Raw genomic sequence first — 15,364 nt, 5'->3', positions numbered from 1 at the left:
GCGGTACCGCGGCTCACGACGCGCACCCCGGCCCCGACCCGGCCGGGGCGCGCTCGTGAGCCGTGCGACGGGGAGCCGGGGGGCTCTCCGAAGAAACAGTCCCAGGGGGGAACCACACATGATGCGCACAGGCCGTCATGTCACCATGCTCACCGAAGGCACCTACCCACATGTCCACGGCGGGGTCAGCACCTGGTGCGACCAGCTGATCAAGGGCATGCCGGAGGTCGACTTCCACATCGTCTCGCTCACCGGCAGCGGCCGCGAACCCGTGACCTGGGAACTGCCGCCCAACGTCTACCGGCACACCCGTGTACCGACCTGGGGACCGCGCCCCGGCCGCGCCCGCCCGCCACTGGGCCGCGCCCAGCGCCGCTTCGCCGAGATCTACGAACGCTTCCTGCTCTCCTTCCTCGACCCCGACTCGCCCGAGGACTTCGGCGACGCCCTGTACGAACTGGCCGCGCTCGCCCGCGACGGACGCCTCTCGGCCGCCCTGCGCGGCGAATCGGCGCTGCGCTCGCTGATGTGGATCTGGACCATGCCGCACCTGCCGACGGCGGCGGCCCGGCCCACCGTGCACGACGCGCTCACGGCGACGGACCTGCTGGAACACGCGCTGCGCCCGCTCGGCGTCCGGATCCCGGAGGACTCCGTCGCCCACGCGGTCAGCAGCGGCCTCGCCACGCTGCCCGCCCTCGTCGCGCACCACCTGGACGGGGTCCCGTTCCTGCTCACCGAGCACGGCATCTATCTGCGCGAGCGCTACCTCGGCTACCGCGGCGCCGGACAGCGCTGGCCCGTCAAGGCGTTCATGCTCGGCTTCTACCGCGAACTGAACTCCCTCGGCTACCGCGCCGCCGACCTCATCACCCCCTGCAACCAGTACAACCGCCGCTGGGAGGAGCGCGGCGGCGCCGACGGGGACCGGATCCGCACGGTCTACAACGGCGTCGACCCGCACGCCTTCCCGCACGCGGGACCCGAACCCGCCGTGCCCACCCTCACCTGGTGCGGCCGGGTCGACCCCATCAAGGACCTGGAGACCCTCCTTCGCGCGTACGCCATGGTGCGCGCCGAACTGCCCGAGACCCGGCTGCGGCTCTTCGGTCCCGTGCCGCCCGGCGGGGAGGCGTACCGCACCCGCCTGGAGAAGCTCGCCGCCGAACTGGGCGTCACCGACGGGCTGACCTTCGAGGGGCGCATCACCGAGGTGTGGCGCGCCTACGCGGCCGGCCACGTCGTCATGCTGTCCTCCATCTCGGAGGGCTTCCCGTTCTCGATCATCGAAGCCATGTCCTGCGGCCGTACGACGGTCTCCACGGACGTGGGCGGGGTGCGGGAGGCGGTCGGCGACACCGGGATCGTCGTCCCGCCCCGCGAACCGGAGAAGATGGCCGCCGCCGCCCTCACCCTGCTGCGGGACGAGGAACGGCGCCTGGACCTCGGCGAGTTGTCCCGCCAGCGAGTCATCGACCGGTTCACGCTGCGCCGTTCCGTCGACGCGTTCAGGACGGTCTACCAGGAACTGGCCGGGCGGCCCGCGGTGTACGAGCCCGCCGTGGAGACCGTCGACGACTGGACCCTCGAACTGCGCGACCCCTGGTACCAGGCCGTCGCCACGGACGGGACCGGCTGGTGAGCGGCTCCCTGCGCACCCGGCCCGGGGCGCACGAGGCCACCCGTCCCCTGGTGCCGAGCCAGCGCCGCTCGACGAGCTGGGGACGGCCCGACCCGATCGACGAACTCGCCGCGGACCTCGCGGAGTCCGTGACCGCCGCCGTCCATCCCGACGAGGTGGCCGCGCTCCTCGAATCCGACGGCCTCTCGGACGACCAGATCCGCGAACGGTACGGCGTCACCAACTCCTTCGCCCTCGCCGAGGAGTTGTTCGAGCGGGTCGAGCGCGCTTATCCCGAGCCCGGGGAGCCGGCCCCCGACCCCTGGCGGACGGGTCTGATCGGCTGCCTCCTGCGCGGCATCGTCTTCGCCCTCCCCGGCCTCGGCTACGTCCTCGCCGGACCCCTCCTCGCGGGACCGAAGGGCGCCTTCGGACTTCCGGCGGGCACCGTTCCGATGCTCGCCGGGGCGCTGTGCGGCTGGACCTGGAACCAGGGCCTCGCCCACCGCGCGTACACCTGGATGGGGCTCGGCGACCGCTCGGCCGCCCGCCGCGCGCTGCTCGTCGGCACCCCGGCCGGTGTCCTGCTCGGCTCCCTGGTGGCCTTCGCGGCGGCGGGATCGGCCGGCCGGGGCGCCGTCGCCTTCGCCGCCGGACAGTCCGGCTACCTGGGCGCGGCCACCGTTCTGCTGGTCATGGGCAGGGAACGCACGCTGCTCGCCGCCCTGGCCCCCATGACGGCGGGCGCCGCCGTCACCGTGTTCCACCCGGTCCCCGACCTGGCGCGCGTGGCCCTGCTGCTGGGCTCCCTGGCGGCGGTCGCCCTGCTCGGACTCCTCGAAGTGGCCCCCGCGGTACGCGAGCTGGGCGAGGGGAGCTGGGGCGCGGGACTGATCGCGCTGCTGCCGTACGGCTGTCTGCGGGGCGGCGCCGAGCCGTCCGGGCGGGCCGGGGAGCCGCGCGCGGCCTCCACGGGCCGGCCGGCCGCGGGGAAGCCGGGAATCGCTCCGAGCCGCCTCGGCACGGTCACCGCGCGGCTGCGCGCCCGCCGGTCCGCCGCCCGCCGGAACGCCGGCACCGTCGCGTACGCCCTCTTCGGGCTCGGCAGCGGTGTCCTCGTGCTGTACGCGGCGCTCGGAGACGTCCTGACGGGAGCCCGTACGGCGGTCGCCGCACCGGCCGCGGTCGCGCTGACCCTCAGCATGGGCCCCGCCGAGTGGCTGCTGTTCCGGTTCCGCAGCGGGAGCCTCGCCGGACTGCGCTCCAGCACCTCGGCGAGGAGCTTCCGGCGGGCCTCCGCCGGCACGCTCCTGAGATGCCTGACCGGCTACCTCGCCTCCCTGCTCGTGCTCGGCCTCGGTGTCTCCGCGCTGTGGCCGCACGCGCCCGCGGCCGCGGACGGGGTCAGGCTCGGCGGACTGCTCCTGCTGGGGGTGGTCATGTGGACCGGGCTGCTGCTCCAGTCCTTCGGCGCCGTCACCGGCACCGCCGCCGTCGTCTGTGCCGCCGCGCTCGCCCAGACCGCGGCACTGGTCACGCACACGGGCGACGCGCACTGGGTGGGCCTGATCGTGTACGGCGCGGCGGCGGGCGCCCAGACCCTGCTCGTCTGCGCCCGGCTGGGAAAGGTGACGGCCCACCGGTGAAGGCACTCCTCGTCCCGTACTACGAACACCCCGCCGTCCGCCCGGCCGAGTGGGACACGCTCGTCGCCGCCGCGCCCCGGCTCTACGGCGTGGTGCTCAACCCCGCCAGCGGCCCCGGCGACCGCCCCGACCCGGAGTTCGCGGCGGTCGCCGGACGGCTGCGCGCCGCGGACGTCCGGGTCCTCGGCTACGTCGACACGGCGTACGGGCGCAGGCCGCCCGGTGACGTCCAGGGCGAACTGGTCCGGCACCGCGACTGGTTCGGCACCGACGGTGTGTTCCTCGACCAGGTGGCCGCCACGGAAGCCGAGTTCGGTTACTACCGGCGGTTGGCCACGGCGGTGCGGGCATCGGGCGGCGGCACCCTCGTCCTCAACCACGGCACGGCACCGCACCCCTCGTACGCCCGTATCGCCGACGTCCTGGTCACCTTCGAGGGCACCTGGGCCACCTACCGCAGGAAGCCCCCGCCGCCGTGGACGGGCACGGGCGTGCGCCTGTGCCATCTCGTCCACGGAGCGCCGGCCGACGCCGACACGGCGGCGCGGGCCGGGGAGAGGGGGGCCGGACTGTACTGCGCGGTCCCCGGCACGGGAGACCATCCCTGGGGCACCCTGCCCCACGGCCTGGCCCCCGCCCCGTGACCGCGGTGATCAGCCCAGCGAGAGCACCACGAGCGCGGTCGTCGCCGCCGTCTCCGCCAGGCCGCCGAACACATCGCCGGTGACACCGCCGAAGCGCCGGGTGCAGTGTCGCAGCAGCAGTTCGGCGGCCAGACACGACAGGCCCACCGCCACCGCGGCGCGCACGAGGTCGTACGTCCCCACGAGCGCGCCGGCGCCCGCCGCCACGCCGGTCACGGCCGCCGCCACCAGCAGCGCGCCGCGCACCGGCACGGTGCCGGCGACCGCCGCGCCCAGCCCCCCGGGGCGGGCCGCGGGCACCCCGGTGCGGGCGGCGAGCGTGAGAGCGAGGCGGGCCGCGGCCGCCGAGACGACGGCCGCGAGGACACCCCGGCCCCACGAGACCTCGTACGCCTGGGCGAGTGCGGCCACCTGGGCGAGCAGGGCGAACAGGAGGGTGATCACACCGAACGGCCCGATGTCCGACTGCTTCATGATCCGCAGCGCGTCCTCGGCGGGCTTCGCGCTGCCCAGCCCGTCGGCGGTGTCGGCGAGACCGTCGAGGTGCAGGCCCCGGGTCAGCGCGGCCGGTACGGCGGCGGTGGCCACGGCCGCGAGCAGCGCGCCCGATCCCATGGCCAGCAGCGCCACGCCGACCAGTGCCGCGCCCGCCCCGACCACCAGGCCGGCCAGGGGGGCGCACAGCATGCCGCCGCGCGCCGCGTCACGGTCCCAGCGGGTCACCTTCACCGGGAGCACGGTGAGGGTGCCGAAGGCGAAACGGAGGCTGTCGGGCAGCGAGGCGCCGGAGGCGGTCTTGGGCATCGGCGCAGGCTACCCGGACGCCCGGAGGGCGGATACGGCGGCTGTGGATAAAGTTCGCATATGGGTCATTGGTTGCATCGGAACATCGTCGAGCCCGGGAAGCTCCCCCTGTTCCTGGCGCTGGCCTCGTTCGTCGTGACCTTCGCGGTCACGCGCGCCATCGTGCGGATGATCCGGGCCGGCAAGGGACCCTTCGGCAACGTCAAGGCCGGTGATCTGCACATCCACCACGTGGTTCCCGGTGTCGTGCTCACGGTGATCGGAGGCTTCGGCGCCGTCGCCGGCAGCCGGTACGGATTCTGGCCCTGCGTGAGTGCCGTGGTGTTCGGCATCGGAACCGGCCTCGTGCTCGACGAGTTCGCGCTGATCCTGCATCTCGACGACGTCTACTGGACCGAGGACGGGCGCAAGAGCGTCGAGGTCGTGGTGCTCACGGCCGCCCTCGTCGGCCTGATGCTCAGCGGCTTCTCGCCGCTCGGCGTCAACGACCTCAGCGACCAGGAGGCGCAGAACCGCGCCGGCGCGATCGTGACCATCGCCCTGAACTTCTTCTTCGCGCTGCTCACCCTGAGCAAGGGCAAGGCCCGCACGGCGATCTTCGGGGTGATCGTCCCCTTCATCGCCCTCATCGGCGCCGTCCGGCTGGCCAAGCCCGCGTCGCCGTGGGCCAAGCGCTTCTACCGGAACCGGCCGCGAACCCGGGCCCGGGCACGGCTGCGCGCCTACCGGCACGACCGCCGCTGGGCGGGTCCCGCCCGCAGGGTTCAGGAATGGATCGGCGGCAAACCCGACCCGGCCGCCGCCCGCTCCCTGCCCGAACAGCGGTGACGCGCGGCGGAGAGACAGCACACCACCAGCACCGCGGCGATCGCCGCCAGGTGTTCCTTGCCCGCCAGGTTGTCCTTGACGATCACCTCGGCCGCCATGGCCCCGATCACGATCCCCGCCGTCGCGTACGCCCGGTAGCGCCAGCACAGGAACACGGCGAGGCCCACCACCGCCGCCGACGGACCGGTGTCGACGACCAGCGCGTCCGCCCCGGGCAGCCCCAGCAGCGGACGGTGCGGGCCGAGCGCGATGCCGGCACGGGCGTACAGCGTCCCGGCCAGCGTGGCGACGTACGCGACGACAAGGGTGCGCCACCAGCCCAGACAGATCTCGGCGATCCCGAAGACGACCAGGATCTGTGCCAGCGCGCCCCACACGGGCAGATCCAGCGCCGGCACGAACAGGGAGAGCGGGGTGCGGACCAGGGCGAGCCACAGCGGGTCCCCGGCCCGGACGGCACCCGTGTCCTGCACCAGCCGGTAGCCCCAGGACTGGTTCTGGACGACCTGGAGGACGGCCGTCAGGCACACCGCGCCGAGGGTCATCGGGACCGCCCGCCACCCCCTCGCCCGCAGCGCCCGGCGCACGGTCGCGTACAGCAGACCCCACTCGGCGCGGGCCCAGTGGGCGGGTGCGCTCATCCGGTCGTCCCCACGGCTCTCCCCCCGCGGGTCCGCGCCGGTCTCATCTGTGCGACTCCAGGTGCTTGCGGTGCAGCCACTTCGGCAGGCCCGGTGCCTCCAGGAACCCCTCGGCGCGCGCGGACGCGACCCCGATGCGCAGCAGGTCCGCGCTCTTCTCGAAGAGCAGGAACCGCGGCTCCCAGATCGGCCGGTACTTGGCGTTGGCCCGGTACAGCGACTCGATCTGCCACCAGCGGGAGAAGAAGCTGAGCAGCGAGCGCCACAGCCGCAGCACGGGGCCCGCGCCGAGACGTGCCCCCCGCTCGAAGACCGAACGGAACATGGCGAAGTTGAGCGAGACCTGGGTGATCCCGATCTCCCGGGCGCGCCGCAGGAGTTCGATCACCATGAACTCCATCAGCCCGTTCTCCGCGTCGCGGTCGCGCCGCATCAGGTCGAGGGAGAGCCCGCCGGGGCCCCAGGGCACGAAGGACAGCACCGCCCGCAAGCAGCCCTCGGCGTCCGTGCATTCGAGCATCACGCAGCGCCCGTCCTCGGGGTCGCCGAGCCGGCCCAGCGCCATGCTGAAACCGCGCTCGGTCGCGCCGTCGCGCCAGTCGTCCGCGCGCTGGAGCAGATACGCCATCTCGGCGGCCGGGATGTCCTCGTGCCGCCGGATGCGCACCCGGTACCCGGCCCGCTTCACCCGGTTGTAAGCCTGCCGGACGGTCCGCATGGCCCGTCCTTCGAGGGTGAACTCGGCCGTCTCGACGAGGGCTTCGTCGCCCAGCTCCAAGGCGTCGAGTCCATGCCGGGAGTAGACGGTGCCGGCTTCCTCGCTCGCGCCCATCACCGCCGGGATCCAGCCGTGCTCCCGGGCCTCGGCGAGCCAGGGCTCGATGGCTCCGGGCCAGGCCTCCGGGTCGCCGATGGGGTCGCCGCTCGCCAGGGAGACCCCGCCCACCACCCGGTACGCCACCGCCGCCTTGCCGGTGGGCGACCAGACCACGCTCTTCTCCCGGCGCAGCGCGAAATAGCCCAGTGAGTCGCGGTCCCCGTTGCGGTCGAGGAGTTCCCGCAGCCGCTTCTCGTCGTCCTCGGTGAGCGGGTCGACGGCGCGCCAGGAGCGGAAGGCCGCGTAGAGCACGGCGAGCACCAGCAGGGTGCTGAGCACGTTGACGGTGACGTCGGCCCAGTTCGGTGTCGAGATCCTCGGGTAGTGGGAGTCGTCGGCGGCGACCGAGACGAGCCGCAGGGTGCCGTAGCGCCAGCGGTCCAGGAAGGTCGAACGGTGCGCGTCGTGCGCGTCGTTGGTGACGGTGACCAGCAGCGCGGCGAGCAGCGAGGTGACCAGGAGTCCCCCGAGCGCGACGGCCGCGGCCAGCTTCGGGTTCGACCGGTCGCCCTTGGCGTAGAACTCCCGGCGGCCGACGGCCAGGGAGCCCACGAAGGCCGCGGTCAGCGCGAGCGAGACCCAGTTCTGCGCGTACTGGCGGATCTCCGGGAACGCCATCGCGATGCCGAACAGCAGCAGGAACAGCCCGCTGAGCACCGAGTTGAGGATCCACGCGGCCCGCTTGCGCCGCCGCATCGTGATGGCCAGGAACATCGTGAACACACCGGAGGCGAAGCCCGCGGTCAGCAGATACGGCGTGAAGTAGTTCTCGGTGTTGTGCCGTCGGACGTCCTGCCCGAGCGACACCCAGGCGGCGCTCAGAAAGTTGATGAACGTGACCGCGCGCAGGTACCACACGGCGAACGCGGCGGACCGCCGGGAGGCAGCCGTGGACCGCCGGTCCCCATCACTCCGGCGGCCCGAAGCCCGCTCCTGCTCGACGGCAACGGCAACGGCAATCCGGGCATCTCCCATAGAGCGGGATGATATGGCGCATAACGGTCACCACGAGGGAGGTCCGGTCCGACCGCGGCTACGTGAAATTCAGCCCCCGCCGGGGAAAGCCCAGCTCCGGCCGAGCCGATCCAGCCTCTCCGGCCCGCTTCTCGGCCGCGGGAAGAATCCAGCCGTTCCGGCCCGCCTCTTTCGGGTGCGGGGCAGGATCCAGCCCCTCCGGCGTTTGAGGAGCGGGGTCTGGGGCGGAGCCCCAGGTACGGGATGGGCAGGGGCGGAGGGGGCGAAAGAAGATGGTGGTGACGCCGCCCGACCGGACCCGGAACCCGGCCTGGGCCCGACTCCGGCCGGGACCTGGCCAGGGCAACGCGTCGGAGCCGGGCCCGGGTTCGGGCTCCGGCTCGGGACCTGGGCCGGTGCTACGCGTCGGAGCCGGCGCTCGAATCGGGCTCGGAGCCGGACGCGGGGCCGGAGTCGGACGCGGGGCCGGAGTCGGACTCGGACTCGGGCTTGGAGGGCTCCTCCAGGGATTCCTCCGTCGCCGGAACAGAGGCCTCCGGAAGCTCCGCCGCGAGGCTCGCCGCAGCCTGGACCAGCGGCAGGGCGAGCAGCGCGCCCGCCCCCTCACCCACCGTCACCCCGTGGTCGAGCAGCGGCTCGAGAGCCATCCGGTCCAGCGCCTTCGCCTGGGCCGGCTCCCCGCTGCGCTGCCCGGCGAGCCACCAGTCCGGCGCACGGAAGGCGACCCGCTGGCCGACCAGCGCGCACGCCGCCGACACCACACCGTCGAGGATCACCGGCATCTTCCGTGCCGCGCTCTGGAGCAGGAACCCGGTCATCGCCGCCAGGTCGGGCCCGCCCACCGTCGCCAGGAGCTGGAGCTGGTCCCCGAGCACGGGCCGCGCCCGCCGCAGCGCGTCGCGCACCGCGGCGCACTTGCGCATCCACGCGAGGTCGTCGATGGCCTGTCCGCCCCGCCCGGTCACGACGGACGCGTCGGTCCCGCACAGCGCCGCGATCAGGACGGCCGCAGCCGTGGTCCCGCCCACGCTGATGTCGCCGAGCACCACCAGATCCGTACCGGAGTCCGCCTCCTCGTCCGCGATGGCGACCCCGGCCCGGAACGCGGCCTCCGCCTCCTCCAGGGTCATCGCGTCCTCGACGTCGATCCGCCCCGAACCGCGCCGGACCCGGTGCCGTACGACCTCGCCGGGCAGCCCCTCGGGGTCGGCCTCCAGCGACATGTCGATCACCCGCACCGGCACACCGAGCCTGCGGGCCAGCACCGACGCGGGGCTCGCGCCCTCCAGGACCGCCCGCACCAGTCGGCCCGCCCCGCCCGCGGGGCGCGCCGACACGCCGAGGGCCGCGATCCCGTGGTCGCCCGCGAACAGCAGGGCGCGCGGGTGCTCGATCGGCCGTACCGGCACCGCGGACTGCGCCGCCGCCAGCCATTCACCCAGGTCGTCGAGGCGGCCCAGTGCCCCGGGCGGCACGTTCCGGCGCTCCCGGTGCGCCTCGGCGTCCCGGCGGACGCCTCCGTCGGGACGCTCGATCAGATCGGTGAAGTCGTCGAGATTAAGCGAGCTCATTCGCCGAACAGTACCGGCACTGATCGAACGTGTCCGCGCCACGTCGTTGCGCTCCGGATCGCCATCGCATACGTACCGTTTGTATCGGATTGTCGTACGGCTCGTCCCCGACAGGAGCGTCCATGCCCCCCACCCCCCAGCCGATCGCCGAACGCCGTGCCGCCTACGCGGCCGAACTCGCCCGGGGCACCGCCCGGTTCCACGAACCGCGCCGCGCCGACTGCCCGTGGTGCGGTTCGAAGCGCCTGCGCACCCGGCTGCGCACACCGGATCTGCGGCAGCGCAAGCCGGGAACGTTCGCCGTCGACGTGTGCGGGGACTGCGCCCACGCCTTCCAGAACCCCCGGCTCACCCCCGAGGGGCTGGCCTTCTACCGGAGGGACCCCCGCGAGGACACCCACGACGGCCTCGCCGAACGGCTGCTCCGTGCCCGCGGCGGCACCGGACACCACCTCGCGGCAGCCCGCGCCCTGCTGCCCTTCGCGGAACCGGAGAGCTGGCTCGACATCGGCACCGGGCACGGACACTTCCCGGCGGCGGCCAAGGAGATCCACCCGTACACGTCCTTCGACGGCCTCGACCCGACACGGCGCGTCGAGAAGGCGCGGGCCGCGGGACGGGTGGAGGAGGCGCACGTCGGACGGCTCACCGACCCGCGGATCGCGGAGCGGCTGCGCGCCCGCTACGACGTCGTGAGCATGTTCCACCACCTGGAGCACACGCCCGAACCGCGCCAGGAACTGCGCGCCGCGCTCGCGGTGTTGAGACCCGGCGGACACCTTCTGGTCGAAGTGCCCGACCCCGACTGCGCGTTCGGCGCGCTGCTCGGCAAGTGGTGGCCGGCGTACGGCCAGCCGCGCCATCTGCACCTCATGCCGCTGCCCAACCTGCTCGGCGAACTCGAGTCCCTGGGCTGTGTGGTCGTCGCCACGGACCGGCGCGAACCGCACATCCCCCACGACCTCTCGGCGGCTCTCGCCCTGGCGCTCGGGCGTGCCCTCCCCGGCCCCGACGCCCCCTGGCGCCCGGCACCGCCGACCCCCTTCCAGCGCACCGCGCGCCGGGCCCTGAGCCGGGCGTCCCTCCCGCTCCTCGCCTCCGCCGCCGCGCTGGACCGGCTGTCGGCCCCCCTGCTGCGCCGCACCCGCTTCTCGAACGCGTACCGCGTCGTCGCCCGCAAGGAGGCCTGAACCGCCGACGCCCGCGGTCAGCCCCGCAGCGTCAGGGCCTGCCCCGCCACCACCAGCAGCACGTGCTCGCACTCCCCGGCGAAGGCCGCGTTCAGCCGCCCGAGTTCGTCGCGGTAGCGGCGACCGGAGGCCGTGGCCGGCACGATGCCCGAGCCGACCTCGTTCGAGACGGCCACAAGCGTCCGGCGGGTGCGGCGGACCGCGGCGACGAGTTCCTCCACGCGGGCGCGCAGGGCGCGTTCACCGCCCCCGGACCACTCGGCGTCGTCCCACGCGTCGACCGAGTCCATCGCGTCCGTCAGCCACAGCGAGAGACAGTCGACGAGCAGCGGCGGGCCGTCCTCGTCGAGGAGGGGGACCAGGTCGCACGTCTCGAGGGTCTGCCAGGAGCCGGGCCGCCGCTCACGGTGGGCGCCGACCCGCTGCGCCCACTCGGTGTCCCCGCCGCGCGTGCCACCCGTGGCGACGTACAGGACGTCGGCGAAGGTCTCCATCCGCCGTTCCGCCTCCACCGACTTGCCCGAACGCGCCCCTCCGAGCACCAGCGTCCTGCGCGGCACATCGGGCACGTCCTCGTACACGCCCACGTCGAGCGTGGCCCCGTCGGGCACGGCCCGCGCGCCCGCCGCGGCGAGCCTCCTGCGCAGCTCGGCCCCCGGGGGCACGTCGTGGCCGATGTGCACCGCGATCACGTCCGTCGTCGGGTCGACCGCGCCGACCGCGCGCAGCTTCGCCAGGGCGTCAGGACGTCCCACCACGTCCAGGAGCACCATGTGATACGCCTCGCCGTTCTCGTCCAGGCCGGCCGGCGCCGCCCCCGGCGGCAGGTACAGCAGCCGCTGTCCGGCCGGGCCGGTCACCGCGTATCCCGTGCCGGGCGCGTCCATCGCCACCGCCCGCACCCGATGTCCCGTCATCAGCGCCAACTCCCGTCCGTCGGGCACCCGGCCGGGCTGCGGCAGCCCGGCCGGCACCTCCATCGCGGGCCCGTCGTGCGGGTGGGAGAGCAGTACCTGCCGTACGCCGCCCAGCGAGTGTCCGGCGCGGGCCGCCGCGAACGCGGCGCCGGGGGTGAGGTCGAGCAGCAGCGTGCCGTCCACGAGCAGCGCGGTGGCCGCCCGCGCCTCCTCGCCGAGCGCGCTCGCGCAGGCAGCGCAGGGACAGTCGGGGCGGGGCAGGCCCGCGGGGGCACCGGTGCCGAGCAGAGTCAGTTCCACGCCGCCGATCTTTCCGTGTCCCCGCACGTCTTGCGCGTCCGGCTAGGCTTCGGACGGAAGACGGATCTTGTCCGGCTTCCGCTGTGCAGTGTGCTCACACCTTGGAGGCGTACATGGCGGCATGGACGTGGCGGTTCGAGAAGTCCGACGGGACAGAGGTCCAACCCGCGGTGCAGCCCGAGGAGTTCACCACCCAGGGTGACGCCGAGTCCTGGATCGGTGAGGTGTGGAAGGACCTTGTGGCGGGCGGCGCGGACCAGGTGTTCCTCTTCGAGGACAGCACGCAGATCTACGGCCCGATGAGCCTGCACGCCGAAACGGAGTAGGCCGGTAGGGGTTGCCGGGGACACCCCGGCAACCCGCCGCCCGCCATGCCACCCGTGCGAGCGACATCAGCGGCCCGGGGCCGGTCAGTGGCCGGGGTTGATCAGCGGACCAGGGCGGGGCCGACGGACCGGGGCCGACCAGCGGACCGGGGCCGGTCAGCCCCGCACGCCGCACAGATGAAGAAGGGCCGCCACCTGCCGGTAGGGGTCCGTCCGGCCGGCCCGCTCCTCGGCGGCCAGCATCGTCTCCGCGTCCGGAGGCACCGGCGCGCCGTCGGCCGCCGTGTCCGTGAAGACGCGCACCCCGTACCAGGCGTGCAGCGGAGCCCCGATCCCGGCGAGCGTGCCGGTCAGAGTGGCGAGCCGGTCGGCGCGGACGTCGAGACCGAGCCGGTTCGTGTACGCGGTCGTGTCGAACGAGGCCAGCGCCGTCGCCCAGTCCCCGCCGATCCCGGGCCGCATGGCCAGCGCGTCCGCGTTGCGCACCAGCAGCGAGAGCAGCCCGCCCGGGGCCAGCATCCTCGCCAGCCCGGCCAGCAGGGCGTCCGGCTCCTCGGCGTACATCAGGACGCCGTGGCACAGCACCACGTCGAAACTGCCCGGCAGGAAGTGCACACCCGTCTCGTGCCCGTCGCCCTCGATGAGGCGCACCCGGCTCCGGATGCCCTCGGGCTCGGCGGCCAGCGCCTCACGGGCCACCGACATCATCGTGGCGTCCCGTTCGAGCCCGGTCACCTGGTGGCCGGCCCGCGCGAGCCGCAGGGCCTGTGTGCCCTGGCCCGCCCCGACGTCGAGCACCCGCAGGCGCTGCCCCACCGGATAACGCCCGGTTATCTGCTCATCGAGCTGCCGGGCCACCAGTTCCTGCCGTACGACATCCCGCAGCCCGCCCAGCCTGCTCAGCCAGGCATCCGCCGCGCCCCCGGAGAACGACGTAGTGCTCAGGGCCGCTCTCCGCGCTTGACCTGCGGCTTCGGCAGCCGGAGTCGACGCATCTGGAGAGTGCGCATCAGCGCGTAACGGACCGCGCCCTTGGTGTTCTCCTCCGGGAAGCGCTCGTTGAGCTGCTTCCTCAGGCGGATCGCGATGACGAACGAGTCGACCACGATCATCACGATGACGACCAGCCAGAGCAGCAGCGCCACGTTCTTGAGCACGGCGACCGGCACCACGCTCAGCATGAGGATGATCACGGCCAGCGGCAGGAAGAGCTCGGCGATGCAGAGCCGCGAGTCCACGTAGTCACGCGCGAACCGGCGCACCTTGCCCTTGTCGCGCACGGGCAGATAGCGCTCGTCGCCACTGGCCAGGGCCTGGCGCTGCCGCTCCATCGCCGCACGCCGGTCGTCACGCTGGCGCTTGGCCGCCTCCTTGCGCGTCGACGGCGTCTGGGCGACGCTGCGGCGCTGGGTCTGGGCCTCACTGCGCTTGGGCGTGGGGCGGCCCTTGGGGGCCTGAGGGTCACGGGTCACTTTGGAGTCGGTCACCGGCGCCTTGTCGGCGGGTGCCTTCTCTTCCTTCGCACGGCTACGGAACACAAAACCCAAGGGTACGGGGTCCGCGAGCATGGACGTCGATCGAGTGGGGAACGATCCGGCAACACCGTGCGTCTGTGGTGGACAGAGGGGACGTCGCTCCGGGGTACACCCCCGGGTGCCACCTACTCCTTACGCCGGAGCGGTGGCGGGCGCAGTCGTCCTTGGGGATGAGCGCATCCGTCCCCGAACAGTGCGGTAATGGATGCAGGGCCCGTACTGTGGGTCCTGTTGCAGTACCTGGAGCTGGAGTCCGTCAGAAGGGGGCGCGCGAAGCCCATGAGCGGTGTCATGAAGCGTATGGGGATGATCTTCCGCGCGAAGGCGAACAAGGCCCTTGACCGGGCCGAGGACCCGCGCGAAACCCTCGATTACTCCTATCAGAAGCAGCTGGAGCTGCTCCAGAAGGTCCGGCGCGGTGTCGCCGACGTGGCGACCAGCCGCAAGCGTCTCGAACTGCAGCTGAACCAGCTCCAGAACCAGTCCTCCAAGCTGGAGGACCAGGGCCGCAAGGCCCTCGCGCTCGGCCGCGAGGACCTCGCCCGTGAGGCGCTGTCCCGCCGCGCGGCGCTCCAGCAGCAGGTCACCGACCTGGAGACGCAGCACCAGACCCTCCAGGGCGAGGAGGAGAAGCTCACCCTCGCCGCGCAGCGTCTGCAGGCCAAGGTCGACGCCTTCCGTACGAAGAAGGAGACGATCAAGGCGACGTACACGGCGGCCCAGGCACAGACCCGGATCGGTGAGGCCTTCTCCGGCATCTCCGAGGAGATGGGCGACGTGGGGCTTGCCATCCAGCGTGCCGAGGACAAGACCGCGCAGCTCCAGGCGCGGGCCGGAGCGATCGACGAGCTGCTCGCCTCCGGCGCCCTCGACGACCAGTCCGGGCTGGCGAAGGACGACATCCAGAGCGAGCTGGACCGGATCTCGGGTGGTTCGGACGTGGAACTGGAGCTCCAGCGCATGAAGGCCGAGCTGGCCGGCGGTTCCTCGTCGCAGAAGCAGGCGATCGAGGGCGGCGCGGGCCAGTCCCAGCCGTCGTCGCAGCCGCAGGACACTCCGCGCTTCGACAAGCAGTGACCTGGCGGGCCCATGCCTGAGGAGGCGACATGATCGTACGGATCATGGGGGAGGGGCAGGTGAGGCTGGACGACGGCCGGCTCACCGCCCTGAACAAGCTGGACAACGAACTGCTCACCGAGATGGAGAGGGGTGACGAGTCCGGCTTCCGCCGCACTCTGGCGGCCCTCCTGGACGCGGTGCGCGGTGCGGGGACCCCGCTCCCCGACGACTCGCTGGAGCCGTCGGAGCTCATCCTCCCGTCTCCGGACGCCACGCTCGAAGAGGTCCGCGAGATGCTGAGCGACGACGGCCTGATCCCCGGCTGACCGCTCCCGCACCGGCTGCCGGGCCCGAGGACACAGCCCGCCGGCCCGGCAGCCCCGGGACACGGGGACCCACAGGCGCGGGGGAGCACACGGTACGGACCGCG

The 15,364-nt window shown here is 73.3% G+C and carries 15 protein-coding genes; 8 read left to right on the top strand and 7 right to left on the bottom strand.

Annotated elements, in window-relative coordinates; all coding sequences use genetic code 11:
* The first annotated feature begins 118 nt into the window (after positions 1-118).
* Genes pelF through OG410_RS12895 form a run of 3 tightly spaced genes read left to right on the top strand, consistent with a single transcriptional unit; the run spans position 119 to position 3,911 of the window.
* Positions 119-1,642 carry a GT4 family glycosyltransferase PelF gene (gene pelF / locus OG410_RS12905; protein ID WP_329299261.1) on the top strand — a complete coding sequence of 508 codons (1,524 nt, stop codon included), beginning with the start codon at positions 119-121 and terminating at the stop codon, positions 1,640-1,642.
* The gene (locus OG410_RS12900; RefSeq protein ID WP_329299260.1) at positions 1,639-3,267 is read left to right on the top strand and encodes a hypothetical protein; all 1,629 of its coding nucleotides are present in this window, start codon (positions 1,639-1,641) and stop codon (positions 3,265-3,267) included. Before pelF ends, OG410_RS12900 begins: the two co-directional genes overlap by 4 nt.
* Entirely contained in the window at positions 3,264-3,911 is a 648-nt protein-coding gene (locus OG410_RS12895) for a spherulation-specific family 4 protein (RefSeq protein WP_329299258.1), read from the top strand. Before OG410_RS12900 ends, OG410_RS12895 begins: the two co-directional genes overlap by 4 nt.
* Before the next feature lie 9 nt (positions 3,912-3,920).
* Here OG410_RS12895 and OG410_RS12890 read toward each other — a convergent pair whose 3' ends face one another.
* On the bottom strand, positions 3,921-4,715 hold the full coding sequence (locus tag OG410_RS12890; protein ID WP_329299257.1) for an adenosylcobinamide-GDP ribazoletransferase: 795 nt from the start codon (positions 4,713-4,715) through the stop codon (positions 3,921-3,923).
* A 60-nt stretch (positions 4,716-4,775) separates the two neighbouring features.
* On the opposite strand from OG410_RS12890, the gene OG410_RS12885 reads away from it, so the two are divergent.
* Positions 4,776-5,543, top strand: a complete 768-nt coding sequence (locus OG410_RS12885) for a hypothetical protein (protein WP_329299256.1) — start codon at positions 4,776-4,778, stop codon at positions 5,541-5,543.
* On the opposite strand, the gene OG410_RS12880 is transcribed toward OG410_RS12885, so the two are convergent.
* The 3 genes from OG410_RS12880 to cobT all read right to left on the bottom strand — a co-directional run bounded on the left by OG410_RS12880 (position 5,480) and on the right by cobT (position 9,607).
* Positions 5,480-6,184, bottom strand: a complete 705-nt coding sequence (locus OG410_RS12880; RefSeq protein ID WP_329299255.1) for a hypothetical protein — start codon at positions 6,182-6,184, stop codon at positions 5,480-5,482. The two genes, OG410_RS12885 and OG410_RS12880, sit on opposite strands and share 64 nt — an antisense overlap.
* Before the next feature lie 43 nt (positions 6,185-6,227).
* Positions 6,228-8,036 carry a phosphatidylglycerol lysyltransferase domain-containing protein gene (locus tag OG410_RS12875; RefSeq protein ID WP_329299254.1) on the bottom strand — a complete coding sequence of 603 codons (1,809 nt, stop codon included), beginning with the start codon at positions 8,034-8,036 and terminating at the stop codon, positions 6,228-6,230.
* A gap of 398 nt (positions 8,037-8,434) precedes the next feature.
* On the bottom strand, positions 8,435-9,607 hold the full coding sequence (gene cobT, locus OG410_RS12870; protein ID WP_329299253.1) for a nicotinate-nucleotide--dimethylbenzimidazole phosphoribosyltransferase: 1,173 nt from the start codon (positions 9,605-9,607) through the stop codon (positions 8,435-8,437).
* 122 nt (positions 9,608-9,729) lie between these two features.
* Here cobT and OG410_RS12865 point away from each other — a divergent pair, with 122 nt between their 5' ends.
* The gene (locus OG410_RS12865; protein ID WP_329299251.1) at positions 9,730-10,797 is read left to right on the top strand and encodes a class I SAM-dependent methyltransferase; all 1,068 of its coding nucleotides are present in this window, start codon (positions 9,730-9,732) and stop codon (positions 10,795-10,797) included.
* Between the two features lie 17 nt (positions 10,798-10,814).
* Here OG410_RS12865 and OG410_RS12860 read toward each other — a convergent pair whose 3' ends face one another.
* Positions 10,815-12,014 carry a bifunctional adenosylcobinamide kinase/adenosylcobinamide-phosphate guanylyltransferase gene (locus OG410_RS12860; RefSeq protein WP_329299250.1) on the bottom strand — a complete coding sequence of 400 codons (1,200 nt, stop codon included), beginning with the start codon at positions 12,012-12,014 and terminating at the stop codon, positions 10,815-10,817.
* 113 nt (positions 12,015-12,127) lie between these two features.
* Here OG410_RS12860 and OG410_RS12855 point away from each other — a divergent pair, with 113 nt between their 5' ends.
* Entirely contained in the window at positions 12,128-12,340 is a 213-nt protein-coding gene (locus tag OG410_RS12855; protein ID WP_326788229.1) for a hypothetical protein, read from the top strand.
* A 156-nt stretch (positions 12,341-12,496) separates the two neighbouring features.
* On the opposite strand, the gene OG410_RS12850 is transcribed toward OG410_RS12855, so the two are convergent.
* Together OG410_RS12850 and OG410_RS12845 are read right to left on the bottom strand one after the other, a co-directional pair.
* Complete coding sequence (locus OG410_RS12850; protein ID WP_329299249.1) at positions 12,497-13,198, bottom strand: class I SAM-dependent methyltransferase; 702 nt, start codon at positions 13,196-13,198, stop codon at positions 12,497-12,499.
* Positions 13,199-13,281: 83 nt separating this feature from the next.
* Positions 13,282-13,908: a DUF3043 domain-containing protein gene (locus OG410_RS12845; RefSeq protein WP_329299248.1), complete on the bottom strand. Its 627-nt coding sequence runs from the start codon at positions 13,906-13,908 to the stop codon at positions 13,282-13,284.
* Between the two features lie 246 nt (positions 13,909-14,154).
* On the opposite strand from OG410_RS12845, the gene OG410_RS12840 reads away from it, so the two are divergent.
* Positions 14,155-14,952, top strand: a complete 798-nt coding sequence (locus OG410_RS12840; protein WP_329304104.1) for a PspA/IM30 family protein — start codon at positions 14,155-14,157, stop codon at positions 14,950-14,952.
* 29 nt (positions 14,953-14,981) lie between these two features.
* A complete protein-coding gene (gene pspAA, locus OG410_RS12835; protein ID WP_326788232.1) occupies positions 14,982-15,260 on the top strand; it encodes a PspA-associated protein PspAA in 279 nt (92 codons plus the stop codon).
* Positions 15,261-15,364 lie beyond the last annotated feature (104 nt).

The sequence above is a fragment of the Streptomyces sp. NBC_00659 genome, from assembly GCF_036226925.1.
Lineage (GTDB): Bacteria > Actinomycetota > Actinomycetes > Streptomycetales > Streptomycetaceae > Streptomyces.
The sequence above is the reverse complement of the archived record's forward strand: the minus strand, read 5'-3'. Positions and strand labels throughout refer to the sequence as shown.

Excerpts from the sequence above, each read along its gene's own strand:
- OG410_RS12875 (WP_329299254.1), bottom strand. The coding sequence starts at position 8,036 with ATGGGAGATGCCCGGATTGCCGTTGCCGTTGCCGTCGAGCAGGAGCGG.
- OG410_RS12855 (WP_326788229.1), top strand. The coding sequence starts at position 12,128 with ATGGCGGCATGGACGTGGCGGTTCGAGAAGTCCGACGGGACAGAGGTC.
- pelF (WP_329299261.1), top strand. The coding sequence starts at position 119 with ATGATGCGCACAGGCCGTCATGTCACCATGCTCACCGAAGGCACCTAC.
- OG410_RS12840 (WP_329304104.1), top strand. The coding sequence starts at position 14,155 with ATGAGCGGTGTCATGAAGCGTATGGGGATGATCTTCCGCGCGAAGGCG.
- OG410_RS12865 (WP_329299251.1), top strand. The coding sequence starts at position 9,730 with ATGCCCCCCACCCCCCAGCCGATCGCCGAACGCCGTGCCGCCTACGCG.
- OG410_RS12890 (WP_329299257.1), bottom strand. The coding sequence starts at position 4,715 with ATGCCCAAGACCGCCTCCGGCGCCTCGCTGCCCGACAGCCTCCGTTTC.
- OG410_RS12880 (WP_329299255.1), bottom strand. The coding sequence starts at position 6,184 with ATGAGCGCACCCGCCCACTGGGCCCGCGCCGAGTGGGGTCTGCTGTAC.
- pspAA (WP_326788232.1), top strand. The coding sequence starts at position 14,982 with ATGATCGTACGGATCATGGGGGAGGGGCAGGTGAGGCTGGACGACGGC.
- cobT (WP_329299253.1), bottom strand. The coding sequence starts at position 9,607 with ATGAGCTCGCTTAATCTCGACGACTTCACCGATCTGATCGAGCGTCCC.
- OG410_RS12845 (WP_329299248.1), bottom strand. The coding sequence starts at position 13,908 with ATGCTCGCGGACCCCGTACCCTTGGGTTTTGTGTTCCGTAGCCGTGCG.
- OG410_RS12885 (WP_329299256.1), top strand. The coding sequence starts at position 4,776 with ATGGGTCATTGGTTGCATCGGAACATCGTCGAGCCCGGGAAGCTCCCC.